This window comes from Sphingobacterium sp. MYb388, from assembly GCF_037479535.1.
GTDB lineage: Bacteria > Bacteroidota > Bacteroidia > Sphingobacteriales > Sphingobacteriaceae > Sphingobacterium > Sphingobacterium anhuiense.
Window position 1 is genome coordinate 117,799 of the sequence record NZ_JBBGYV010000002.1, and the last position, 24,079, is coordinate 141,877.

Below are 24,079 nucleotides of genomic sequence, written 5' to 3' on the forward strand. Positions count from 1 at the left end.
TGTTGTTTGTTATTTAATTAAAATGGATTGCTTTTCATATTTTATTGTTCAGGGACTGTTTTTTTATAATGTAATGTTTCGGTAATGTGAATATAGGTTTTTAATGAAATCAACATTGTGTGTCATAGTGTGATTTTTTTGAAAACAAAGCTGTGATCAAAATAATGGACTGTGATGTTACTTGATGTTTGTAATGAGGTTGGGTTTCTCATTCTTTGATTAGTCTTCAATTGCTTCAATGCCCTCTTGTTCGAGTTTTTTGAGATGTGATTTCATTGCTTCTAGTTGCTCTGAGGAGTGAGCTTGCCAATCTTTTATTTCTCCGACAACACGTAAAAAATATGCTGTTCGGTAGGATTTTGTCGGATTGCCGGGGAATTTTTTATTTGTGAGATTAGGATCATCTTCGATAGGGCCAGACGGATCTACTAAATAAATCCTTTCAGGGGTATCTCCCTGTGCTAATTCAGCTCCCCATATTGCGGCATCTAAAGTTGCAGTTAAATATACATATTTAGCATGTTTTCGTTTGCCATAATTAGAAGGATGGCCTGGCTCAATCAGGTCTCCTAGTTTAAGATCAGTTTTAGTGCCATGATAAAACTGGTCTAAGGGTTTATTCTTGTCCATGATTTACTGATAGTTATCCAAACTATTTATGTTTATACAAGATCGTGTTTTTTTGTGTATATCAATTGCTTTTCATTAAAAAATATCTAATTATAGCCAGATATTGAGTTCTTTTTTTGTCTATTCTATTTGTTGTGATGCTTTTTAATGTTGAGGATTAAAGATGCTTATGCTTCTTTATGCGCCAATGATAATATCGGCAAAGATTGCGTTTGTAGCTTTGATAAGGTCCTGAGGATTTATTTCAATCTGAAGTCCTTTTTTACCAGCGCTAATGACAATTTTGTTTTCCAAGGAAGCGAGTTCTTCTATGTATGTTGGAAATATTTTTTTCATTCCTATAGGAGAGCATCCCCCTCGAATATATCCGGTTATGTGCTGCAAATCTTTCATAGGAAGCATTTCACATTTTTTATTACCTGATATAATTGCTAGCTTTTTCAAATCTACCTGTGCATTTCCTGGTATGACAGCAACAATGTAAGGATCATTTTGTCCGGTGAGCACGAGGGTTTTGTAGATTATTTCTTCGCGAATTCCCAATGCCTCAGCAACATCGGTAGCGCTTTGGTGTTCACCCACTACTTCGTAAGTTCTTAAATTATAAGTAAACTTTAAGTTGTCCAGGATGCGGGCAGCATTAGTTTTTGTTATTTCTTTCATAAATCTTTATTCTTAATAATCGCTTCAGTACGTTGATGAATGATTTGATGTAGATGAATGTAATGATGATTTTATTAAAAAGCAATATGAAATTCTATGATGTTTAATTAAATATGTCGCTTCAGGATTTTGTTCTATATGAAGTGTGTTTCTAATAATTGCAAGAACGATGTTCTTACCTATAGGACACCTATAGAGGTGGTAAGGATTTTATTGTGTCTGTCCTCTGTATAGATGGTGCATAGAAAGATTGTTTATTGTGTGTGCTAAGGGTTGGCCTGTAATTCGGATTGTGTGTTTCTAGTCTCGTTCTTGTGTGAGGCTAGGTTATTTCTTGTGTGCTTGTAGGGTGATTGTATAGTCAGTGTTGTGTGTTTGCAGGCTTTGCCTAGGTTTATCATTGTGTGATACTGGGCTCGGATGGGATTTCATAAGAAGAATTAATGTCTTTGCTTGTTTTATTATTTATGACTGTTTTTTATATACTAATTGTAAATAATATATATTAGTTTCGTTGAGATGGTGATACTTCAATATTAACAAAAGGGATTATTCAATAAAATGAATAATCCCTTTTGTTAATATTGCAAATAGTTTCCTTATACTGTGATCCAATTACTTTTATAAAGAACAATATCTGTTATTTATAATCGATTTTGCTGGATTTTAATTTTGTTGTTGTTTTTTAAAAGGCATATACTAAGGCAAGTGAAAATTGTCCGGCATTTTTTGTTGGAGATAGGTCTTGTTTTACAAACATCTGTGTTTCACTGTTATCAAATCTAACTTCAGGGATAAAAGTAAAGCCATGATGTTTGAAGTTTGCTGTTAACGTAGTGGAAAAGATTTCATTACTGGTAACTTCAGCTACGGGCATGTTTTTAGTTTTATAATATTCACCACGGATTCCTATACCAATATTTTCATTTATATTCACTTTTGGGTATAATGCTACTCCCGAATAGCCGCCTTCTCCTTTTCTGCTGTAGTCGGTCGCATTTGCACCTAATGAAAATAATGGAGAGAATGAATAATTTCCTACAAAATCGATCAAAGTTCCTGAGCTATAATTGCTGGCGCCGCCTTGTGAAGATCCTGTCAGAAAATTAAGGAAAAAGCTTGATTTGTCATTTGGTGCAACTGATAATTGTGATCCAAAGTGTGATACACCGTTTAAATCTTGGTAGACATTCCAATCATTAAAGATTCCGACCATAAGCCCTACTTTTTCAGAAAAAGCATATTGTGCTTTTAGTCCTGCATCCTGGAAAGGTCCTGCACCAAAAAGATATGAGGTTGAGTAGTGGAAATTGAATGATGGACAGATGACTTCATAGCCTACAAAAGTCCCCATAAAACCGGCTGTTAAACTTAATTTTTCTGTCAGTGCATAGGAAATGTAGAGGTTTTGAATGTGGAAGCTATTTTTGTCGTCCCCATTTTGACCGTCTCCATTAATTATGGAGCGGTACTGTCCTCTCGGCCCAAATGATAATTCACCTACAAAAGATGCTTTTCCAGTTTTTTTCTTCAGAGCAAGATCAACCATTCCTATGGATACTGAATTATTGTCTTCAGTAAAATAGGTGTTTATATTCGGTTGTTTTTGGAAATCATATTTCCAATATGTATCCACTGATCCAGATATTTCTAGATCTAATAAATCATATTTTTTTGTTTGTGCATATATTTTGCTGCTTACTATTATTGAAATTAGTGTGGTTAAGATGATTTTTTTCATTTTTTCATGTTTTTAAATGTTTGTTTTTATTTTTTAGCATTCAAAAGCACTTAAACATCTAGTTTTTTTAATATTTTATGTAAATATTATTGTTTTTCCTCTTGTTTTGTTGTTTTATTAGCATTTAATCTAGTTGTTTTTGTGTTTTTAGGTTGATTTATTTAGGATCCTGATGTAAATATATGATTTTATTTAATATTTTATTGATTTTTTAATTAATTGAACTTATATTTGATCGAAATCAAATTTATAATAGTTATTTTTGATTGTTTTTCACTGATAAACACATTTTGTTATGAAATTATTAAACTTAAATCTTGAAATATTATGAAAAAATTCATTCCGCTTATTATTTTGGTTTGTTTAGCGATTATTGGCTTAGTTACACCCTCATTAGAAGTCAGTAATGTTGCAGGTGTGGAGATCGACACCGGAGATACGGCTTGGTTACTCGCTTCCTCGGCTTTGGTTTTGATTATGACTCCAGGTTTGGCATTCTTTTATGGTGGAATGGTGAGCAAGAAGAATGTTATCTCCACGATGATGCAAAGTTTCATCTGTATGTGTATTATTTCTGTCCTTTGGGTTATTTTCGGTTTTAGCTTAGCTTTTGGCGATGATATTGGGGGTATTATTGGAGATCCTCGCACGTTCTATATGATGAAGGGGATGTTGGGGAATGTGAGTTGGTCAGCTCTACCTACTATTCCACTGGTATTATTTGCTATGTTTCAGCTTAAATTTGCAATTATTACTCCTGCTCTTATAACAGGAGCTTTTGCAGAGCGTGTTCGCTTTAATTCATTTATGGTATTTATTATCTTGTTCAGTATTTTTATCTATATGCCACTGGCTCATGCCACTTGGCATCCTGAAGGTATCTTGGCCAAATTCGGTGTTTTAGATTTTGCAGGTGGTACAGTTGTTCATATGTCGGCAGGATGGGCTGCTTTGGCATCAGCTATCTATTTAAAAGGCCGTAAAAAGCCTACGCATTCGCCAGCTCGGATTAGTTACGTGATTTTAGGAACTGCTCTTTTATGGTTCGGATGGTTTGGATTTAATGCAGGTTCTGCAGGTGGGGCTAATAGTCTTGCCGCTTATGCTTTTGCAACCACAACTACTGCGTCAGCTGTAGCTTCAATTGCCTGGATATTTGTTGACCTGATCCGAGGTAAAAAACCATCTGCTATGGGAGCTTGTATCGGAGCTGTTGTTGGATTAGTTGCTATAACACCGGCAGCAGGATTTGTGACGATATCACATTCGATTGTTATTGGGCTTGTAGCGGCTTTAGTTAGTAATTTAGTCGTATTCTTACGTAGTAAAACCAGTATTGACGATACGTTAGATGTATTTCCTTGTCACGGTGTAGGCGGTATGGTCGGTATGGTGCTTACTGGGGTTTTTGCAAATAGTAGTGTTAACAGTGTTGTTACGACGAATGGTTTATATTTTGGTGAGACAGGTCTATTTGTAGCACATATTGTTGCGTTGATTGCAGTTTCTGTTTTTGCATTCTTTGGATCTTTCCTTTTGATCAAATTAACGGATTTAATTACACCACTTCGTGTTCATGAGGTCGAGGAAGAGCTTGGTTTAGATATTACTCAACACGACGAGGAATTGTAGAATTGATATTCATACTACCAATATTAACCCTTGATAAGGTGTGGCTTTTGCCGCACCTTACTTGTTTTATGGTACTTTTTGCACTAGTTTTTATAAATATATAATTTGTAAAATCCAGTTTATTAGGATACTTGTCTTCAACTTGTTTTATTGGTTATTTTGCTATTATTATCTCGGTCTTCACGCTTTTTTGTACTTTGAATAAAGAGATTATTCTTTTATTCGGTTCAGTATGCATTTCGTCATATTCAGTTACAAAATATGATGGTTGGGACTGAATATCTTGTTTATAGTATTTCATAAAAACGATCTTTGTTAAAAGAAGAAAGAAATGGGCATCTTTGTAAGGACGAAGAGTTTTTTAAATTATGTGTGTTTTATTTTTTTATTCTTGAACAAACTGTCAATGAGTTTGATAATCAGATGGATAAAAAAATTCTATTTGATTACTATTTGTCATATTGCAAATTTATATCTGATAGAAAAAAGCCTGTTGAACTATATGAAGATGGCCAGAATCGTGATGGCAAATATTGAATTAGATTTTATTTAAAGATGGAAAAAATCAAATATATTTCTGATAAAACAAAGCGATTATTACCGACTCGTTTTAAACGTATGTTCTTGGTGATTTTTGCATTTGTTTTGCATTATTTGGTTTCATATATCTTAGATCCTTATTCTGAATTTTGGCAAGATTATTTTGGAAGGAGCTTTTCTGAACTTTTAACGGAATGGGGGATATCATTTTTATTTTGCTTTTTAATTTCTGAATCAAGTATACTTATACATAGGAGGTTAAATCTGCGGGTTCCTTGGCCACAAAATAAGTCTAAAAGACTTTTTCTTGAGATTACGCTCAATTTTTCGGCGGTTATGATTCTTATTTTGATGAATATGGTCTGTTTCGCGATTTTAGATCCTCAATCTGCGAAGGTAGAATCCGTTCCATCTATTGAAGAAATAAAAGGTATGTTACAGTGGATTGTGGTTAGTTTGGTCATTTCTTTTATGATTATTTCTATCAATACCATGAGTTATCTGATTAATAATTGGATTGAAACAGCTACGGAAATGTCCGAACATAAGATAAAGGCAGCAGAATTGAGGCAAGCATCAGTAGAAGCAGAGTTAAATGCATTGAAGATGCAATTGGATCCTCATTTTATTTTTAATAATTTGAGTGTGCTTTCTGAGTTAATTCTTGAAGATCAGCAGCTTGGTTTTGAGTATTCTGAAAATTTTGCCAAGGTCTATCGTTTTTTATTGGTCAATAGTAAAAAAAATATGATCACGCTTGATGAGGAGATTAAATTTTTAAATGCTTATATATTTTTAATTGAGCACCGTGTTGGTAGCGGTGTTAATTTTACAATTAACATTAATGACCATAGTCGTGGTATGTATATCCCATCACTAACTTTGCAGTTGCTTATTGAAAATGCAATTAAACATAATACCACAAGAAAGAAGCGACCTTTAATGATTACTATTTCCAATGATGAAGTAGGTCGAGTTGTGATTGAAAATACGTTATCACCCATGGACAATCCTGAGATTGTATCGACGGGTATTGGGCTTAATAATATAATCAGTCGTTTTCAGCTCTTAGGAGAGAAGGTGCCAGAAGTTATAAAGGATCAGCATATTTTTAGGGTATGTATTCAATTAGTAGCATATGATAGAGAAAATAGTAATAGTTGAAGATGAAAAATTGAATGCCGATCGTCTTAAACGTTTAATTGGGGATATTTATCCAAATGCTCAGATCGTAGCTGTTTTGGATAGTGTTACTGATACGGTAGACTGGTTTCGAAATCAAGAAATTCCAGATGTAGTTTTAATGGATATCCGACTTTCTGATGGAATCAGTTTTGATATTTTTGAAAAAGTGACGATCGATTGTCCTATTATTTTCACTACGGCGTATGATGAATATGCTGTACAGGCATTTAAATATAATAGTGTCGACTATATTTTGAAACCTGTTGAAAAAGAGGAATTATCAACTGCATTGCGAAAGGTTGAGGGCCTAGGTTCAATGATGAATAACCAAATATCCATTGATAAATTACTTCATTATGTAAAACCTAAAGATTATCGGTCCCGCTTCTTAGTTCCCTTTCGTGATGGTTATCAAACCATATTAGTTAATGAAGTGAATTGTATTTATGTCGATTTAAAATTGACAAAAGCACGCCTCAAGAGTGGAAAAGATATTGTTCTTAATCAAAGTATGGATGATCTAGAGAAACAATTAGATCCAAGAATTTTTTTTAGGGCAAATCGTCAGTTCATTATTCAGATTGATGCTGTAAGTCAATTGGTTCATTATTTCAATCGTAAATTGAAAGTTGTTCTTTTTAATTCTGAATTTGATATTATTGTCAGTAGAGAAAAATCGGTTTTATTAAAAGAATGGTTAGATTCTTGATTTTTTAGGCATGTTTGCATGGTGTTAAATTATTAATCACATCCTATTTTTTTATTGGAGAAATAAGTGTTGACCGTGATCAATACTTTTCATAACGGTTATCATACATTAACATTTATTGTTAATAGAGGAGGCAAACTTAGTGGCATAAAAACCGAGTCGATGGCCTGTTTTTATTTTTAAATGATTGGTTATTAGGTTTGTTTTGATGGCTCTGTCGTACAGTGTGTTAACGCTAATAAATATTGTTTATTTTATTTTTCGTACCTTTGTACCGTCATATGACACGGATGCATCGGTTTGTTCCGTTATTTTATAGCTCTTTTTTGAGCTATTTCTGAGTTGTTCGCGATATACTTGTTATAGTATTTTAGAGGTGTTTATTAATATCTCGTCTTTTAAAAGATTCATTTCTTTTTCATGATTGCTCTTCATCGAACTAAGAGTAAAGTGTGTTAAATATCAAGTTGATTGAACAAGAAGGAGTTCTTCGGTCGAACTAACTCAACTTTAGAAATTGTTTTTTATGTTATTAAAATAACATGAAGGTGTTTTCTATTGAATATACCATCTGTGCCATGACAATTCGTTTCATACCAAAAAATTAAAAATGGATAAAAACAGAAAAGTTAAAATAAAAGTCGAGGACTTAACAATTGTTTTCGGTAAACAAAAGAAATTGGCGCTTAAATTACTGAATGAAGGTTACCCAAAGAAAGAAATACTAGAAAAAACCGGCTGTACAATCGGTATCAATAAAGCTAATTTTGAAATTTACGAAGGAGAGTTTTTTGTCATTATGGGACTTTCTGGAAGTGGTAAATCTACTTTACTACGTTGCCTGAACCGATTGAATGAACCTACAATGGGTAAAGTCTTTATCAATAATGATGATATCACAAGTAAAAACAATAAAGAGCTTCTGGAAGTACGTAGAACTGAAATGAGTATGGTGTTTCAGAAATTTGGATTATTACCACATCATACTGTTTTGACTAATGCCGCTTTTGGTTTAGAAATTAGAGGCGAAGATAAAGCATCTCGCGAGGCGAAAGCTCAAAAAGCGCTTGACATAGTTGGTCTTAATGGTTTTGAACAGCAGTTTCCAATTCAGCTGTCAGGGGGTATGCAGCAGCGAGTAGGGCTGGCGCGTGCTTTGGCCAATGATCCGGAAGTCATGTTGATGGATGAGGCTTTTTCAGCATTAGATCCCTTGATCAAAACCGAGATGCAGGATCAGCTATTGGAGCTTCAGGATACCTTGCAAAAAACGATTGTTTTCATTACTCATGATTTGGATGAAGCTATTAAGCTTGGAGATCGTATCGTGATTATGAAAGATGGAGTTATTGAGCAGATTGGTACAGCCGAAGATATTCTAACGAATCCAGCGAGTGATTATGTAAAAGCTTTTGTGGATAAGGTGGATAGAAAATCGATTATCACAGCAGGATCATTGATGACCGAGAAACCGACATTGGTTAGGTTCAAAAAAGATGGTCCTGAAGGGGCACTTCGGAAAATGAGAACAACGGGACTTGAAATACTCCCTGTAGTGGATATTCATGATACCTTCTTGGGGTTTGTCAATATCAATGAAGTTATTCAAGCTGCCAAGCGGAAAGATCCTACTGTAGAATCTATTATTCATATGAATGTTCCTTCGGTATCTAAGGATGTTACTGTTGAAGAAATGTTACCGTTGATTTCGGAAACAAGATCGCCAATTGCAGTGGTCAATGATCAAAATAGATTGTTAGGTATTGTGACGCAAACTTCACTTATTATCGAAGCAACAAAGTTTAACGAAGAGGAAATTAACGAATTAAAAGAAAAAGCAAATAATCAGTAACAATGAGTAAAATAATAGATATAGGTCAATACATTGAAGTTGCAATTAATTGGCTTACAGAAAATTTTAAGCCTTTATTTGATTTTATAAAACATACGGGTAATTCATCCATTATTGGATTAGAGTGGATATTTTTAGCAGTCCCTTTTTTTGTGGTGATCGGACTTTTTACAGGTTTGGCATGGTGGAAGTCAGGTAAAGGCGTTGCGCTAATAACCTTGTTAGGCTTGACACTTATTTACATGATGGGTTTTTGGAAGGAGACGATGGAGACTTTATCATTGGTTTTAGTTGCAACGGCGACAGCTTTGATACTTTCTGTCCCCTTGGGTATTTGGGCGGCAAAAAATAAACTAGCTGCGAAGATTATTCGCCCTATGTTAGACTTGATGCAGACGATGCCTGCTTTTGTTTATCTGATACCGGCAGTGTTGTTTTTTAGTATCGGTAAGGTTCCTGGCGCATTTGCGACTATTATTTTTGCGATGCCACCAGCTGTCCGTTTGACGACTCTGGGTATCGATGCAGTTCCAAAAGATATTGTAGAGGCTGCACGTGCCTTTGGAGCGACTAATCGACAGATTTTGTTTAAGGTTGAGCTACCACTGGCTATGAAAACTATTCTTGCGGGTATAAATCAGACCATATTATTGTCACTTTCTATGGTCGTGATTGCCGGAATGATTGCTGCGGGTGGTTTAGGAGAGAAAGTACTTGAAGGAATTAATAACCTAGATATAGGACTTGGATTTGAAAGTGGCTTATCTGTTGTGATCTTAGCTATTATCTTGGATAGGATAACGCAGGGTTTTGTACAGAATAAAAAATAATATGAAGAACATTAAAATAGCTTTAATCTGTTGCGTTATCGTATTTCTTAGCGCTTGTCAACCAGATGGTAATAAAAAATATATCAATGTAGGTATGGTCGATGGTTGGGCCGAAGGGGTCGCTATGACCTATGTTGCTAAAGCAGTTTTGGAGGAGATGGATTATCATCTGGTCATCCAACGTGCTACACCAGATATGATATTAGCTTCTATGAATAATGGTGATACGGATCTCTATATGGATGTTTGGCTTCCTTTAACTCATGGTTCTAAAATTGCAAAATTTCCTAATCTTGTTGATATCGGTACGAGTTATGCGCACGCTAAAAATGGTTTAGTTGTACCCGATTATGTTCCAATTAATTCTATTGAAGAGTTAAAAGTGCACGAAGATCAATTTAAGCATCAGATTATGGGGATTGAAAAAGGAGCTGGTATAACAGCTGCGGTAGATCAAACGATAAAAGACTATGATTTAAATTATCGTCAGGTAAATTCGTCTACAGTGGCGATGATTACTGAATTGCAAAATGCGATTAAGGAAAAACGCTGGATCGTTGTCGCAGCTTGGCAACCACACTGGATGTTTGGTAAGATGAAATTAAAATTTCTGGAAGATCCTCGAGAATCTTTAGGAACTGCAGAGCAGATCAAGATTTTTACTCGAAAGGAATTTCCTGCTGACCAACCCGAATTGACCCGCTTCTTTTCTCAGATTCATTTTGATGTAGCCACCATGTCTAACTTGCTGATGAAAATGCAGGAAAGTAAGGATAAAGAAGCTACAGCGAAACAATGGGTAGCAGATAATAGATCTTTAGTGGCTTCATGGTTGAAATAATTGGTTTTGTTTAATTTTCTGGATGCAGTTACAGCATCTGTTGTGACCAATAAAAAAAGGAAGAATCTATTTATAGATTCTTCCTTTTTTTATTTTAAAAGTGGTAAGCAATACTACCTAAGATATTTCTCGGCATTTGCGGATTAACTGTTGTCCAACCTTTAAAGTAAGTTTGGTTAGTCAGATTATTTGCCTTAACAGCAAACTCCATATGTTTGTAACTATAAGAAAGACTACCATTAAGTAAAGTATACGAAGGAAGTACAAAAGTTCCTGTCGGGATACTATTTGTAATGATATTTTCACTAGCATGATTGATTCCAAGACCAATACCTACACCTTTTAACGTTCCTTGTTGCAAAGTGTAATTTGCCCAGATATTGGCCAGATGTTTTGGTCCAGCTTCGGTTGGGCGAAGGTTGTTCACATTAGCGGCCGCTTTTGTTGTTTTACTATCGTTGAAGCTATAGCTTAAGATCATATTTAATCCTTGAATAGGGGCTGCTGTTAAGTCGAAATCAAGACCACGGCTTAGGCGTGTACCATCCTGTACACTGATATTGTAGCTTTTACCATCAATTTCTATTGTTTCAGGACGGATCATATTGTCTACACTGATATCGTAGTAACTAGCCGTAAGGCCTAGTTTGTCTTCAAGTAGGTTGAATTTTACTCCTGCTTCCCACTGTGATGCTTGTTGCGGTTTGAAATCGCCGGATACACTGGGGTGAGGCTGTACTACTGGTGAAACATTTTTAAAGCCATTCTGATAGTTAGCAAAGAATGAAACTTGATCTTTTATGGCTTCATACACGAGACCTACGCGCGGTGAGAAGGCTGTTTGGTTGAATTTTCCAGTAGTGGTATCTTTATCAATGTTGTACGTTCCTTTATTATTAAAGTAATCCATGCGCAGGGCAAGGTTTAAATGTAATTGTGAAGTTACATCTAAGACATTGGAAACATATGCTCCAAATACCTGTGTACGGCTACGGTTGTTGGTCTGTGCACCGTTGGAAGCAGCAATTGCCGCATCGATGAAAGCTGCGTTAAATTTATAGTAATCTGGATCATCGTATGACGTATTGATTTGATCTGTCTGTACATAAGGAGAGTTGTGCGTTTCCGATTTTTGGGAAAGGAGATCCAGTCCTATAAGTAGTCTATTGCGCATACCACCGATGTGGAAATCTCCAATAAAATTCTGTTGTGCATTGATGCTATTGGCTACATAATTTTGCAGTGCTGCATATCGGTTGATCAATGTGTCATTTGCATTTTGCAAGTACATGATATATTGGAAGTAACCATCAGATTTACGTCTATTATAACTAACAGTTGTATTGGATGTCCATTGCTCGTTGATGCGGTAATTTACATTTCCACGTAAGTTGGTACTTGGGTTTTTAAAAGTAACATCATTGTTGGTATACGACTTGTTAAAGTCAAATTGCAATTCATCGGGCGTTCTTGCAAACAATTGACGGGAACGATTGAGAAATACCATCATTGGATTGGTCGCTTTGCTCTGATAAATTTCAGCATCCAATTGAATGTCTAATTTGTCATTCGGTCTGTATAGTAATGAAGGAGCAACAAAAATTGATTTGTTAAATCCTGCATCCTGAAATGTTCCTGTATGTGAATATGCTGTGTTGATACGGCCTAAAAGTTTTTTATTAGCTGTTAGGGGTCCGTAGACATCAGCTGTTACACGGTGCTGTGCATAACTGCCAAAGATATAATTGATCCGTCCACCTATGGTATCAAGCGGTTTTTTAGTGACATTATTTATCAATCCACCAAAACCAACAGCAGCGCCACCATATAAGGAGCCAGAAGGTCCTTTGATAACCTCGATGGTTTCTAAGTTGGCCGGATCTGGACTTGTGCTAGCAATACTCACGACGCCATTGACCATCGCGGCTTGTGTGGTGAATCCTCGTAATGTGTAATAAGAGACTCCATCTCCAGGACGTCCAGTGGATGACCATAATTTGTCTATACCAGAAACGTTTGCCAATGCGTCATCATAATTTGTATTTATCTGGCTTTTAAGTAACTCTTTGGTAACGACAGCATAAGATTGAGAGTTTTCCATATTACGAAGTGGCATTTTGGAAACGTATAAACTTTGTTTTCGAGTATACTTATTCTTGCTTGCTCCGTTTATTACAATTTCGTCTAAAGTGGACTGATCTTCGGTGAGATAGATATTGGAAATGATATTTCTTTTTTCTTCTAGCTGGATGTCGCGGATTTGAGATTGGACTCCTATAGCTGAGATGTGGATTTGTGCAGGACCTGGTTTCAAGGATTTGAGGAGATAAGAACCATTGGCTTTCGTTGAAACACTGATGTCCTGAGGAAGCAGTTTGACCGTGATACCTTCTACAGGCTTTCCATCGGCGGAGAATATTTTCCCATATATTTCCGTTTTTTGTTGTGCTTGAGCTTGGAGAGAGCATGGAAGCAACAACATAAGGTAGATGATAAATTTATTCATAGTGTTTATTGATTTTATTTAGATTAATTATAAACAGTGCAAATATATTATTCATGTTACACTTTTCAAAACTATATTTTCAATCCTTTAAAAAGAAGTTTGATGTTGATTTTGAACAGTATCTGTGTCGCTTCGGGGATAAATGCTCCTATATTAGTAAGAGATTATTTTACTATTCTTGAACAATTTCCGATAAACTAATTATTCTATTTTTGTGGTTTATCTCCTTGGAAAAGGGGTTAATATTCCAGAAAATAAAAAATAGGATGTTATAGACTAACCTAAAAAAGATATTGGGTTGTACTGCAATTTAGAATTATATTTGATGGCGCTTTAACTAAAAAATAGAATTTACCAATGGTCCATCGCTATCGTGCTATTTTAATTTGGGGACAGAAATCAGACTCTATTTTTTAGTTAAATACGGCATGAGAAGAATTGAAATGTCAATCAGTTATCAATTCGCTTGTAATGAATTTGTGTCAGTCCAGTTTCAAACTGTTTTGTTGAAATAAGTGTTAATTTTTGCTCCGGTCTTCCATCTTTAAAAAGTCTTACTCCGTCACCTACTAGTATTGGTATAATTGAAATCACAAATTCGTCAATTAAATTTTCTTTTAAAAGTTCATTAACAATTTCTGCACCACCATCAATGAAAATATTTTTGCCGGTTTCACTTTTCAATTTTAAAATAAGGTCTTTTAAATCTTCGGTGTAGAACGTGATATTACCTGCATCTGGTCTAGCAGTTCTGGTTATAATATATGTCTTTTTATCAGCATGATGAAATTCTGGAACATGGGCAATGATCCAGTCATATGTTTTTCTGCCAAGAACTACTGTATCTACTGATTTTATAAATGAAGCATAACCATAGTCTTCTCCTTCTTTTTCTACTATAGATAAAAAATCAAGGTTATCATTTGGTTTGGCAATATAACCATCCAAGCTTGTTGCAATATATAAGATTACTTTTCTATCCATATTTATTTTTAGTGATTATTTTTTGTCAGATTATATTCTCATTTATAAAAGAAACGGATGGTAACTCAAGTTGTAGATGATACTGTATCAGTTTTTATCGGTCACCGGGGACAGCTAGGTGACTTTTAGCTTCGACAGTACCGACCTGTAAAAGAATATTTATTATTAATTGAGCCTAATTTAATCAAAAAAGACCGTTTTGATCGGATTTTTCTTAACAAAGTTTAACGTTGTAGCATCGGGAAATATACGTTCTTCTTCATTTTCAATGCCATTGCAAATCTCATAAGCTATTTCTTCAGGTTCTGACTTATGTGATTTCGTTTCTTCTTTTGTCATTTGCGTATTGACATACCCCATGTAAGCACCGATAACTTTGATTCCTAAAGCTTCAAGTTCTTCACGGATTGTTTCTGTCAAAATATGAGCTGCAGTTTTGGAGGCACAATAGGTACCTAATCTTTTTATAACAGTTAAACTTCCTATTGAAAGAATATTGACGATGCAAGTGTCTTTATTTTTTTGAAGATGTGGGATAAAGTTGTTAATCATTTCGATTACACCTATATAGTTCACTTTCATCTCAAATAAAGCAGTTTTTGCAGCTTCTTCTTTTAGAAAAGGAATTTTAAGTTCTATCCCGGCATTATTAATCAGTATTTCTGTATCGTTGCAATTTAGGGCTGCCGCTTGTATACTGTCCGTACTTGTTACGTCAAGTTCTAAAAGTTCAACTCTGTTGTCATAATTCTGAAACTGATTTTTTAAATTTTGTAATTTTAAGCCTGTTGCATATACTTTCTTAACGTTTCTATTGATGAGTTCTTGTACTAGCGCTGTTCCGAGACCTCCATCGGCTCCTGTTACTAAAACTGTTTTATCTTTTAAAATCATTGTTCTACTCTATTGGTTCTATTATTCTGAATGCTTAAAATGAGCTTAAATTACCTAATTTTCTTTCATATCAACAAGCTTTTTTTATTGATATTATTATCTGTAGAGAAAGATTCTGATCATCGTGCACTATGGGATAGGACTGTAGATGGATACTGGAAATACTGTAAGTTAATAATTTTCTGAAAGCGAACGAATAGTTATAAGTTAATTGATAGCGTGATCATAAAATTATCATTAGGTGGCTTATAAGCCACAATTTCCAGGGTTTAATTTGTATAGGAACATGCTTTATTTAATTTTGTGACTTTATCGCTTTACATGATACCTTTGTACAAGATAAACTTTATTGTTCTTGATGACGGAAATTTGTATTATTGGATCTTCAGTTAGCTTTTTGTAAAATTTTAAATATAAATTATAGATGAAAAAAATAGTAGCCATTATTTTCCTTTTTGTTACTGTGTTTGTTGTGTCCTGTTCAAAGGAAGATAACAATATGGGAGAGTCTAATAGTGTAACTGGGCGCTGGGTTCTCCAAGAGATGATCGAATTAAATACGATGAAGGAAGTTCCTTATACAGATGGTATTGAATATACATTTAAAGCAGACGAAACGTTTACAGGTATTAGTGTCGATATTGATTTTGATGGTAGTGATGTTGTTACTAAAAAGATTGCGATTTCTGGTACATATGTGCTTTCTGATAATGGTCAGAAAATAACAATAAGACAGAATGGAGGACAGACATTGGTATTTGATATTTATGATCTTACCTCAAAAAAGATGATACTGAGGGGTAAATTTCAAAACTTTCAGGTTGAGTCTACGTTTAGTAAAAAATAATTATTCGAATTTTCTTCATCCAACGCATCCTCCCTTACTATAAGGAGGGTGTGTTGGATTTTATTATTAAATATTGATCTAGTTACTTCCGTTGACTTTACGAATAGCTGTAACTTATGGGTTGTTAATAACTACATAAAATAGCTAGGGATCTGTAATTGCATAATGGAGAAATAAGAAATTACCCTATTTCGTGAAATAAAATTCAAGATTTGTGCTATTTTACTAGTGCTTTTTTACAGTAAATTTGTTGGGTTAAAAACAATAAGTTTTTAAATTCGCTATTTATGATGTTGAGACTGGTTATTTTTGTACTGTCAATCTGGTTTTTTCCTTTTCAATCATTAGGATCAACCTCACTTGCTACAGTACGGAATCGTGCTAATTCATCTACATTTCAAAGAAGATTTGATCCTGCTGATCAGCTTGTCGAAAACGGCGATTCCCATTTGTCGGATAAAAGAAATTCACTTTTTCAACAGATGTATTTTTGGGATATCGATTTAGATCTTGATAAAGATTTCAAATTGGACACATTATTCGCAATTTACGATCTAACGGTTCATTTGTTATATCCTAATCAAACAGCATATCTGGATTCCTATACATCCTATGCTGATCTACCGGTTCAATCTCGTAAATTTCTCCTTTTCGAGCAGATAAAGATACCTCTTTAATCTCCCTTCCACTCACTTACTTTGTAAGTGGTAGAGTCAGGTATATCCTGTCTGCTACTCACATGAAACAATTCTATATTATCTAAGATTAAACACTATTATGCACGAGCTTAGTATTGTAAAAGATATCTTCGATACTCTGGAGGGCCATTATGGTGCCAAGGTTGAAGATATTCAAAAGATTCAAGTAACTGCGGGTCTGCTTTCAAATGTGCAGCCTGTCTTAATTCAAAATGCCTTTGATGCTTTTATTTTAGATAATAATGGCTTTATGGATATGGAACTTGAGGTTGTCGTCAACGAGATCATGGCTTACTGTGAACATTGTCAAAAAAATTTTCCGGTGCTTTATCATCGTTTTGTATGCACCTGTGGTCAACCTTCGTCCACAATCGTTCAGGGAAATGAATTATATATATCAAAAGTAATTTTTAAACAAGAAAAATAAGAAACTATGTCAACTAACACATCTAGTCCAAAAAGTGCTGGAAACCGCGTCGGTTCTGTACAGTGTGATAACACCACATTACATTTATTAAAAGCCAATGATTATGTTGCAAATGCTATCCGTGAACGTTTAAAAGACGTTTGTGTGATCAATGTTTGTTCATCTCCTGGTTCAGGTAAAACAACTTTAATGCAAGAAACAGGTAAGCTACTTGCAAATGATCTTAATATTTCTGTATTAGTGGGTGATCCTGAAACGGAGCGCGACGCGATTAGAATGCGTGATGTAGGTATCAACGCGTTGCAGATTGTAACTGGTGGTATGTGTCATATCGAAGCGCAGATGATTTTGCAAGCACTTGATCATATTGATATTACAGGTACAGATCTTTTATTTATTGAGAATGTGGGAAATTTACTATGTCCTTCTGCTTTTGATTTAGGTGAAGATTATCGTGTTACATTATTAGCAACCACTGAGGGTGATGATAAACCTAAAAAGTATCCGCGTATGTTCTTAACGAGTGAGCTGATGCTAGTTTCAAAATCTGATTTATTGCCGTATGTGCCATTTTCAGTAGATGCTGTAACTAAAGATGCCCGTGAAGTAAATCCGAATATTGAAGTGATTACTATCAGTACATTGAAGAATGAGGGTATTGATGAGTGGTGCACCTGGTTGAAAGAAAAGGTTAAGCAAAAAAAAGAATCAAGACTTCAAGCTGAAGTAAAATAGGAGCTATGCAAGCAGAGTTGGTATATATTGATGCTGTGCTGCCACAGGGAGCGTTTGCTCGGGATACTGTATCGCTACTTCAGCTGGAATGGTTTGAAGTGAATAAAAAAAGATTGACAAGAGCTACTACTACTGGGCAAACTTTATTGATGGAGCTGGAAAAAGGTCGTGAATGGTGCTCTGGAGATGGTCTGTTCCATGAAGGAAAATTGATTGCTACTATTGCGATTAAACCGACATTGACCATTTGTTTTAATCCCGTTAATACAGTACAGGCGGCTGACTTTTCTTATTATTTGGGGAATAGGCATTTACCATTGTTTATGGAGACCGATCGCGCGATGTATCGTGTTCCTTATGATGGTCGTTTATATGAGCAGCTGCTTGCAAAATTTCAATCTCAGGTACAGTTGGAAGATGGGATATTACTGTCAGAAAATCTAGTAAAGCGGTTGATAAAAAAATCAAGAAATGAAAATGAGTTATAAATTATTTTGCTTAGTAGCTTTTTTATCTATAGCCACTTTTAGTGGGTGTAGTCATGTTATTAAGAATGATCTATCGAAATCTATTAGCGCAACCGATAGCCGTGGAAAAGTGATCAAGTTGAACGATGTTGCCAAACGGGTTGTCGTTTTATTTCCTTCGTTGCTTGATGAGGTGTATATGCTTCAAGCCGGTGATCAGGTTGTTGGTATTCCACAACAGGTATATCAAATGGAAGATACTTATGCTTTTTTATCGAAACTTGATTCGAGGATTGCTGCCAAAACATTGCCAACCCCAACTTATGGTGGGCAGTCCAGTAATGTCGAGAGTATTATTGCGTTACAACCTGATTTGGTGATTACCTTCAATACCGATCAAGATAATATAGAACAATTAGAAGGTCTTGATATCCCTGTTTTTACCTGTTCCTCGGCAGATGACAAAAGTATAATGGCGGAATTGCTGGGCATGGGAACGCTTGTTGGAAAACAAGAAAGAGCACAGGAAATTGTTGATTATGTTGATGGGGAGCTCGATCGTATGCAAGTTCCATCGATTGAAAATGCGAAGTCTGTTTATTATGCTTGGTCAAAAGGCCGTGTCATGTCTACTTCTGGAAAAGGAAGTCTTATTGATATGGCGATTCGTCTTTCTGGAGCTGAAAATGCATGTCCTCTACCTATGGAAGCTCCAAATATCAGTGCAGAAACGATGTATAAGTGGAATCCCGATTTAATAATCTTGTGGAACTCTAAATTGTCGGATGTTTATGATCTGAAAGAGTTAGCAGATCTTCCTGCTGTGAAAAATAAACAGGTTTTTGTCATGTCACCATCGTTTCCTTTCGATCCACATACTGTTAAGTTTTTATTGTTTGCTAAACAAGTTCGTCATTGGAGCTTTCCAAGCTATTCGGAAGAGCAATTGAAAAAAGAAATGCAGGGAGCTTTTGAAGTCATGTACGGTAAAAAGGGTTTACTATAATCATGAAAAATATAAAAATCATCGTCCTGTTGATCTTATTTCCACTGTCGCTTTTTGTGTTGTCGCTTACTATTGGTTCTACACAACATGTCGGTCTGGTCGAATTGTTTCAGCGGATGTGTTTGCAATTAGGGTTAATACAAGATCAACATCTGCTTTCGGATGCAAGTTTAAATACCATTTTATGGCAGGTGAGATTGCCACGGGTGTTATTGACTTTTATGGTCGGTGCAGCTTTGGCTTCGTCAGGAGGAGTTCTACAAGCTATTTTCCGTAATCCAATTGTAGATCCGTTTACATTAGGTATCTCTTCGGGATCTGCTTTTGGAGCAGCACTCGCAATGTTGTTTCCGATTATGTCTGTTAATCTCTCTGCTTTTATTTTTGGAGTTTGTGCAGTGGGGCTGACTTATTTGGTTTCTTACTCTGGAGCAAGGACTTCTATTGTAGGGATGGTATTGGCTGGGATGGTGATTTCTGGGGTTTTTACTGCTCTTTTAACTTTATTGCAGTATTTAAGTGATCCTTATAAACTTCAAGCTATTGTTCAATGGACAATGGGCAACTTACATACTGCTTCTTGGTCTAAGGTATATAGCGCTATGGGACCAATTTCAGTTGGTTTATTTGTGATTGTGCTCTATCGTTGGAAGCTGAATCTATTGTCTCTCGGTGATCAGGAAGCTTTAGCCATCGGTGTCAATCCCAGAATCATTAAATTGATTCTAATTGGAGTTGCGACGATGATTACAGCATCTGCAGTAGCTGCGGTAGGGGTGATCAGTCTGTTTGGATTGATTATTCCACATATTAGCCGAATGATATTTGGACCTAATAATAATATTTCGGTGTGGGCTAATATCAGCATCGGCGGTAGTTTCCTACTTTTAATCGATGATTTTTCTCGTGCTGTCATGCCTTTCGAAATTCCGATCGGTGTGTTTACTATGATTGTGGGAGCGCCCTTATTTATTTACTTGATGCGTCGAAACGCGATGAATTGGAACTCATGATAGCTACTATTTCAACAAAGCAATTATCTTTCTCTTATGGAAATGATATCGTATTGCGTGATGTGAACGTCTCTTTTCCAAAGGGAAAATTGTCGATCATCCTAGGGCGCAATGGCAGTGGGAAATCAACGTTGTTTAATGTGATCGCAGGCTTAGAAAAACGCTACGATGGTCAAGTGACTATCGGCGATGTAGAACGTAGAAAGATTAAGATCGGTAGTAGTAGTCAGTTGCGCTTGGGTTTTCTCAATCAATTTCATCAGATGACTTTTCCCTATAAAGTGTTTGATGTGGTTTTGACTGGAAGGGCTTCCTTTTCACGATTCTCACCAAGTAAAGAAGATCATGAAGCTGTACATGCGATTTTAAAAAAGTTTGATCTTGAACATCTTCGTGATAAGCCTTATACCGAATTGTCTGGAGGAGAAAGGCAGTTGATCTTATTATGCCGTGTACTGGTGCAGCAACCTGATGTCCTCATGTTGGATGAACCTACTAATCACTTGGATCTAAACTATCAAATGGCTGTTTTGCGAACAGCGAAAGAGCTGGTTAAGGAGGGGACGACAGTTTTATGTGTTATGCACGATCCTAATCTGGCTTATATGTTTGGTGACCAATTTTACCTAATGCGTGATCAAAGTGTTCTTGATATTAATGGTCTGGAGCGCGAAGAAGTGAAAAATTTGTTGGAAGAAACTTATGAATTGTCTTTGTTGAGTATAGAGAAGCAAGGAAAATGGATGTTTATTCCGATGCTTAATGAAAATCAATAATGAAAAATATTTCGATATATCATGTTGGATCAGAAGATGTGGTAGAAGTTCTGCCTTATGTTCTGGATTTCAGAAGAAAACTATTTCCGATGTTGGATCCGAATCAGGTGCCTAAAGATTTAAAGGCGTTTGAACAGGTTTATTTACAGAACCGCGCTGGTACTTTTCTACAGGCAAGAACCGCGGATGGCATATTAATCGGAGTGATCGGTATGCTTAATTATGATTACCGGTTCCCTCACTTGGATATTGATGCTAAGAAGACCGTTGAAGTAGCCCGCTTATTTGTGGATCCCAAATATCGTAGGACTGGACTGGGGACAGAGCTGTTTCAAAGTTTACTCGTGGTGGCGCAGGAAAAACAGATTGAAAGACTTTATTTACATACCCATCCATTTTTGGAGGGTGCATATGAATTTTGGTTGCAGCAGGGGTTTCAATTGATAGAATACCGTGATGAATCTGGATTTCTCACTATACACATGGAACTGATGGTTAATGAATCGGAAAGTGCTGTGATATTGGAGAACATTTTGGAGCAGGAAAAACACTCCACAATTTGAGCTTGCAAGCTCTGTAAAATAAAGACTATGCATTTATGCATAACAGATAATTGAACAAACAATAGATAATTGTATTCCAATGAAATATAATATAAAGACCTTGGCTTTTGCAATAGCCTTAGGTACTGTTTTCCCAGTGGCTGTACATGCGCAGAATAGTACAGCAATTTTTGGAAAAACTTATGATGAGGTTGGAGATATCGTCTCTGGCGTAACATTGACAATAAACAGTTCAAAGCAGTTGACAACTTCCAACGAGTCAGGGGAATTTACTTTTTCTGAAGCGATTAATTTTCCAATTGTCATCCATGCTTCTGCAATTGGTTATATCGATCAAAAAATAACACTTTCGGCGAGTAACTGGAATGTAAAAAAAGGATTATCTCTTGTCTTGATTAAAGATAATAAAACTTTGGATGAGGTATTGATCACAGGGAGACGTAACAAATCTTATCTCACCAATGATCTGGAATTGGGGGGTAAGTTTTCTGGGAAATTAAAGAATCTACCGCAATCTGTTTCTGTTTTAAGCCGGGAGTTTATAGAAGATAAGCAAGCTTTTACAACAGGTGCATTGTTTCAAGATCTGGCAGGGGTGACGGAAGCTTCTTCTTATGATGATGTGGTTATCCGTGGTTTTAAAAGTGGATATGAAACGGGTGTGCGTTTGGTCAATGGTTTACGTTCGGGTTATGGTTATGGTAATAGTTACTACAATACACCATTGACATTGAACTTGGAAAGTCTTGAAGTCTTGAAAGGTCCAGGAGCTTCTTTGTTTGGTGATGTGGTGCCAGGTGGTACGGTTAATATGACCACAAAGAAACCGTTGGACAGTTTTAAGGGGAATATCGGTTTTGCATCTGGAAGTTTTCAGACGATGCGTACAACACTGGATCTGGGAGGGCCTTTGGATAGCGCTAAGCGTGTTTTGTACCGTTTCAATGCGGGGTATGAGGATACTAAAACTTTCCGTGATGTCAATCGTCAAAAAAGAATTCTTGTTGCACCATCTTTTACTTTTAAACCTGCAGCTGGTACGCAGGTGGACGTTGATGTGGTTTATAACCAATTTAATGGTTATCTCGATCGGGGGATGGGAATTAAAGCAAATGATTTTTATGCTTTACCTCGATCATTTACGTTAAGTCAACCTTCCGATTTTTATAATTCGAAGACATTTTCACTGAGCGGTAGGTTGTCCCAACAGCTTACGGAGAATTTAAGCTTTCACTTGAGCTATATGAAATCTGTGTATGAAGAAGATGTCAATGAACATCGGACGTTGAATACATTTGCTGATGCTCCTAAAAATACGATCATGAATATGCGTTTTTTTGATCGTCATGGTAAAGATTATACGGATAATGTCGTTGGTTATTTTAAATGGGACCATTATGGTGCTGTTGTAGATCATCACATTGTAGCAGGAGTTGATTTTGCGGAGTATAGAGGTGATCAGGAAAATCAGTTGCGGGAAGCTAGACAAAAGACGGTGAACGGACAGGTTGTACCTCTGACATTTGATTTGAACAATCCAACTTATACGACACATGATCTAACTTCTTACGTGTGGCGAGAGCATGTAGCTTATCCATTTTTAAGTCCTTATAAAACTACAGGAAAATACATACAAGATCAGATGTCGATTGCTGATAAACTTAAAGTTATCGTAGGATTACGTCACGAACATTATGCTTCCGAGACTATCGACGGGCAGAAGCGTTATCAAGCTACACAAAATGCCTGGCTACCTAGAGCGGGATTAACGTACGAATTGAATAAGCAGATCAACTATTTTGCGAGCTATTCTCAGGGTTTCGTCCCGGTAGGTGCAAGTTTTATTCAAAATTACCAAGATTATGGTGCAGATAAACCTTTTATTCCGGAACGCAGTTTTCAATTAGAAACAGGTTTTAAAACTGGTTTTTTTAAAGATCAGTTGCAGATGGATCTTTCCTTATTCCGTATAGAACGTCAAAATATGATGATCGCAACTGGTGTGATATTAGATTCAGGATTTTCTGAATATCGTCAATCTGGAAAAGCAATTTCTGAGGGTGTTGAATTGGATCTCCGTGGGCAGTTGACCAAAGAATTTCAGATTATGGCAAACTATACTTATAATCATACTGATGTGAAAGCATCATCGATCGCTTCTGAGGTTGGGCAATCATTACCGGGAGCTCCTAAAAATATGGCAAGTGCTTGGTTAAAATATGTGTTTTCACAACATGCTTTGAAAGGTCTTGGTTTTGGTGCAGGGGTTTATTACGTGGATAGCCGTCGTATGGATAATAGTATTGGTAAAGATAGTGATGGTCAAGCTATGTGGGGTTACTGGCCTTCTTATACTACTGTGAATGCTGCGGTATATTACCATATCGGTGCATTGAAGATGGCTGTTAATGTCAATAATGTGTTTGATAAGTACTACTTTTTGGGTGGCTTTGATTATACACGTGCATTTCCTGGAGCACCGCGCAACGTGATGGTTTCATTAGGTTATGCTTTTTAATGAAAAAAAACAGCTAAATCTT

The 24,079-nt window shown here is 35.9% G+C and carries 22 protein-coding genes; 16 read left to right on the top strand and 6 right to left on the bottom strand.

What is annotated here, in order from left to right:
• Nucleotides 1-219: 219 nt before the first annotated feature.
• The 3 genes from arr to WH188_RS06505 form a co-directional block, all read right to left on the bottom strand.
• Entirely contained in the window at nt 220-630 is a 411-nt protein-coding gene (gene arr, locus WH188_RS06495) for an NAD(+)--rifampin ADP-ribosyltransferase (protein ID WP_168127123.1), read from the bottom strand.
• 177 nt (nt 631-807) lie between these two features.
• The gene (gene ybaK, locus WH188_RS06500; RefSeq protein ID WP_168127124.1) at nt 808-1,293 is read right to left on the bottom strand and encodes a Cys-tRNA(Pro) deacylase; all 486 of its coding nucleotides are present in this window, start codon (nt 1,291-1,293) and stop codon (nt 808-810) included.
• Between the two features lie 685 nt (nt 1,294-1,978).
• Nucleotides 1,979-3,034, bottom strand: coding sequence for an outer membrane beta-barrel protein (locus tag WH188_RS06505; protein WP_168127125.1), 1,056 nt, complete (start codon nt 3,032-3,034; stop codon nt 1,979-1,981).
• A gap of 327 nt (nt 3,035-3,361) precedes the next feature.
• Here WH188_RS06505 and WH188_RS06510 point away from each other — a divergent pair, with 327 nt between their 5' ends.
• The 6 genes from WH188_RS06510 (at nt 3,362) to WH188_RS06535 (ending at nt 10,623) form a co-directional block, all read left to right on the top strand.
• A complete protein-coding gene (locus tag WH188_RS06510) occupies nt 3,362-4,666 on the top strand; it encodes an ammonium transporter (RefSeq protein WP_132770943.1) in 1,305 nt (434 codons plus the stop codon).
• A 555-nt stretch (nt 4,667-5,221) separates the two neighbouring features.
• Nucleotides 5,222-6,370 carry a sensor histidine kinase gene (locus WH188_RS06515; RefSeq protein WP_132842922.1) on the top strand — a complete coding sequence of 383 codons (1,149 nt, stop codon included), beginning with the start codon at nt 5,222-5,224 and terminating at the stop codon, nt 6,368-6,370.
• On the top strand, nt 6,345-7,100 hold the full coding sequence (locus WH188_RS06520) for a LytR/AlgR family response regulator transcription factor (protein ID WP_168127126.1): 756 nt from the start codon (nt 6,345-6,347) through the stop codon (nt 7,098-7,100). Before WH188_RS06515 ends, WH188_RS06520 begins: the two co-directional genes overlap by 26 nt.
• Nucleotides 7,101-7,710: 610 nt before the next feature.
• Nucleotides 7,711-8,952, top strand: coding sequence for a quaternary amine ABC transporter ATP-binding protein (locus WH188_RS06525; RefSeq protein ID WP_168127127.1), 1,242 nt, complete (start codon nt 7,711-7,713; stop codon nt 8,950-8,952).
• A gap of 2 nt (nt 8,953-8,954) precedes the next feature.
• A complete protein-coding gene (locus WH188_RS06530; protein WP_132770939.1) occupies nt 8,955-9,782 on the top strand; it encodes an ABC transporter permease in 828 nt (275 codons plus the stop codon).
• 1 nt (nt 9,783) lies between these two features.
• Nucleotides 9,784-10,623, top strand: coding sequence for a glycine betaine ABC transporter substrate-binding protein (locus WH188_RS06535; RefSeq protein WP_168127128.1), 840 nt, complete (start codon nt 9,784-9,786; stop codon nt 10,621-10,623).
• Nucleotides 10,624-10,717: 94 nt separating this feature from the next.
• Here the strand turns inward: WH188_RS06535 and WH188_RS06540 are convergent, their stop codons facing one another.
• From WH188_RS06540 to WH188_RS06550, 3 genes are all read right to left on the bottom strand, one after another.
• Nucleotides 10,718-13,129 (bottom strand): TonB-dependent receptor, encoded by a 2,412-nt coding sequence (locus WH188_RS06540; protein ID WP_132770937.1) that lies wholly within the window; start codon nt 13,127-13,129, stop codon nt 10,718-10,720.
• Nucleotides 13,130-13,579: 450 nt separating this feature from the next.
• On the bottom strand, nt 13,580-14,113 hold the full coding sequence (locus WH188_RS06545; RefSeq protein ID WP_132770936.1) for a dihydrofolate reductase family protein: 534 nt from the start codon (nt 14,111-14,113) through the stop codon (nt 13,580-13,582).
• Between the two features lie 180 nt (nt 14,114-14,293).
• The gene (locus WH188_RS06550; protein ID WP_132770935.1) at nt 14,294-15,007 is read right to left on the bottom strand and encodes an SDR family NAD(P)-dependent oxidoreductase; all 714 of its coding nucleotides are present in this window, start codon (nt 15,005-15,007) and stop codon (nt 14,294-14,296) included.
• Nucleotides 15,008-15,431: 424 nt separating this feature from the next.
• On the opposite strand from WH188_RS06550, the gene WH188_RS06555 reads away from it, so the two are divergent.
• The 10 genes from WH188_RS06555 to WH188_RS06600 all read left to right on the top strand — a co-directional run bounded on the left by WH188_RS06555 (nt 15,432) and on the right by WH188_RS06600 (nt 24,057).
• The gene (locus WH188_RS06555; RefSeq protein WP_021192460.1) at nt 15,432-15,854 is read left to right on the top strand and encodes a lipocalin family protein; all 423 of its coding nucleotides are present in this window, start codon (nt 15,432-15,434) and stop codon (nt 15,852-15,854) included.
• Between the two features lie 287 nt (nt 15,855-16,141).
• A complete protein-coding gene (locus tag WH188_RS06560) occupies nt 16,142-16,531 on the top strand; it encodes a hypothetical protein (protein ID WP_132770934.1) in 390 nt (129 codons plus the stop codon).
• Nucleotides 16,532-16,631: 100 nt separating this feature from the next.
• On the top strand, nt 16,632-16,979 hold the full coding sequence (locus WH188_RS06565; RefSeq protein ID WP_132770933.1) for a hydrogenase maturation nickel metallochaperone HypA/HybF: 348 nt from the start codon (nt 16,632-16,634) through the stop codon (nt 16,977-16,979).
• A gap of 6 nt (nt 16,980-16,985) precedes the next feature.
• The gene (gene hypB / locus WH188_RS06570) at nt 16,986-17,714 is read left to right on the top strand and encodes a hydrogenase nickel incorporation protein HypB (protein ID WP_132770932.1); all 729 of its coding nucleotides are present in this window, start codon (nt 16,986-16,988) and stop codon (nt 17,712-17,714) included.
• Between the two features lie 5 nt (nt 17,715-17,719).
• Nucleotides 17,720-18,202 (top strand): urease accessory protein UreE, encoded by a 483-nt coding sequence (locus WH188_RS06575; RefSeq protein WP_132770931.1) that lies wholly within the window; start codon nt 17,720-17,722, stop codon nt 18,200-18,202.
• The gene (locus tag WH188_RS06580) at nt 18,192-19,187 is read left to right on the top strand and encodes an ABC transporter substrate-binding protein (RefSeq protein ID WP_206368402.1); all 996 of its coding nucleotides are present in this window, start codon (nt 18,192-18,194) and stop codon (nt 19,185-19,187) included. Before WH188_RS06575 ends, WH188_RS06580 begins: the two co-directional genes overlap by 11 nt.
• Before the next feature lie 2 nt (nt 19,188-19,189).
• Nucleotides 19,190-20,200: a FecCD family ABC transporter permease gene (locus tag WH188_RS06585; RefSeq protein ID WP_132770929.1), complete on the top strand. Its 1,011-nt coding sequence runs from the start codon at nt 19,190-19,192 to the stop codon at nt 20,198-20,200.
• Nucleotides 20,197-20,976: an ABC transporter ATP-binding protein gene (locus tag WH188_RS06590; protein WP_153196387.1), complete on the top strand. Its 780-nt coding sequence runs from the start codon at nt 20,197-20,199 to the stop codon at nt 20,974-20,976. The genes WH188_RS06585 and WH188_RS06590 overlap by 4 nt, the downstream gene beginning before the upstream one ends.
• Nucleotides 20,976-21,539 carry a GNAT family N-acetyltransferase gene (locus tag WH188_RS06595; RefSeq protein WP_021192453.1) on the top strand — a complete coding sequence of 188 codons (564 nt, stop codon included), beginning with the start codon at nt 20,976-20,978 and terminating at the stop codon, nt 21,537-21,539. The genes WH188_RS06590 and WH188_RS06595 overlap by 1 nt, the downstream gene beginning before the upstream one ends.
• Nucleotides 21,540-21,618: 79 nt before the next feature.
• Nucleotides 21,619-24,057, top strand: coding sequence for a TonB-dependent receptor (locus tag WH188_RS06600; RefSeq protein ID WP_339423555.1), 2,439 nt, complete (start codon nt 21,619-21,621; stop codon nt 24,055-24,057).
• Nucleotides 24,058-24,079 lie beyond the last annotated feature (22 nt).

Bases quoted from the DNA above. Each gene is read 5' to 3' on its own strand.
- arr (WP_168127123.1), bottom strand. From the start codon at position 630: ATGGACAAGAATAAACCCTTAGACCAGTTTTATCATGGCACTAAAACT.
- ybaK (WP_168127124.1), bottom strand. From the start codon at position 1,293: ATGAAAGAAATAACAAAAACTAATGCTGCCCGCATCCTGGACAACTTA.
- WH188_RS06505 (WP_168127125.1), bottom strand. From the start codon at position 3,034: ATGAAAAAAATCATCTTAACCACACTAATTTCAATAATAGTAAGCAGC.
- WH188_RS06510 (WP_132770943.1), top strand. From the start codon at position 3,362: ATGAAAAAATTCATTCCGCTTATTATTTTGGTTTGTTTAGCGATTATT.
- WH188_RS06515 (WP_132842922.1), top strand. From the start codon at position 5,222: ATGGAAAAAATCAAATATATTTCTGATAAAACAAAGCGATTATTACCG.
- WH188_RS06520 (WP_168127126.1), top strand. From the start codon at position 6,345: ATGATAGAGAAAATAGTAATAGTTGAAGATGAAAAATTGAATGCCGAT.
- WH188_RS06525 (WP_168127127.1), top strand. From the start codon at position 7,711: ATGGATAAAAACAGAAAAGTTAAAATAAAAGTCGAGGACTTAACAATT.
- WH188_RS06530 (WP_132770939.1), top strand. From the start codon at position 8,955: ATGAGTAAAATAATAGATATAGGTCAATACATTGAAGTTGCAATTAAT.
- WH188_RS06535 (WP_168127128.1), top strand. From the start codon at position 9,784: ATGAAGAACATTAAAATAGCTTTAATCTGTTGCGTTATCGTATTTCTT.
- WH188_RS06540 (WP_132770937.1), bottom strand. From the start codon at position 13,129: ATGAATAAATTTATCATCTACCTTATGTTGTTGCTTCCATGCTCTCTC.
- WH188_RS06545 (WP_132770936.1), bottom strand. From the start codon at position 14,113: ATGGATAGAAAAGTAATCTTATATATTGCAACAAGCTTGGATGGTTAT.
- WH188_RS06550 (WP_132770935.1), bottom strand. From the start codon at position 15,007: ATGATTTTAAAAGATAAAACAGTTTTAGTAACAGGAGCCGATGGAGGT.
- WH188_RS06555 (WP_021192460.1), top strand. From the start codon at position 15,432: ATGAAAAAAATAGTAGCCATTATTTTCCTTTTTGTTACTGTGTTTGTT.
- WH188_RS06560 (WP_132770934.1), top strand. From the start codon at position 16,142: ATGATGTTGAGACTGGTTATTTTTGTACTGTCAATCTGGTTTTTTCCT.
- WH188_RS06565 (WP_132770933.1), top strand. From the start codon at position 16,632: ATGCACGAGCTTAGTATTGTAAAAGATATCTTCGATACTCTGGAGGGC.
- hypB (WP_132770932.1), top strand. From the start codon at position 16,986: ATGTCAACTAACACATCTAGTCCAAAAAGTGCTGGAAACCGCGTCGGT.
- WH188_RS06575 (WP_132770931.1), top strand. From the start codon at position 17,720: ATGCAAGCAGAGTTGGTATATATTGATGCTGTGCTGCCACAGGGAGCG.
- WH188_RS06580 (WP_206368402.1), top strand. From the start codon at position 18,192: ATGAGTTATAAATTATTTTGCTTAGTAGCTTTTTTATCTATAGCCACT.
- WH188_RS06585 (WP_132770929.1), top strand. From the start codon at position 19,190: ATGAAAAATATAAAAATCATCGTCCTGTTGATCTTATTTCCACTGTCG.
- WH188_RS06590 (WP_153196387.1), top strand. From the start codon at position 20,197: ATGATAGCTACTATTTCAACAAAGCAATTATCTTTCTCTTATGGAAAT.
- WH188_RS06595 (WP_021192453.1), top strand. From the start codon at position 20,976: ATGAAAAATATTTCGATATATCATGTTGGATCAGAAGATGTGGTAGAA.
- WH188_RS06600 (WP_339423555.1), top strand. From the start codon at position 21,619: ATGAAATATAATATAAAGACCTTGGCTTTTGCAATAGCCTTAGGTACT.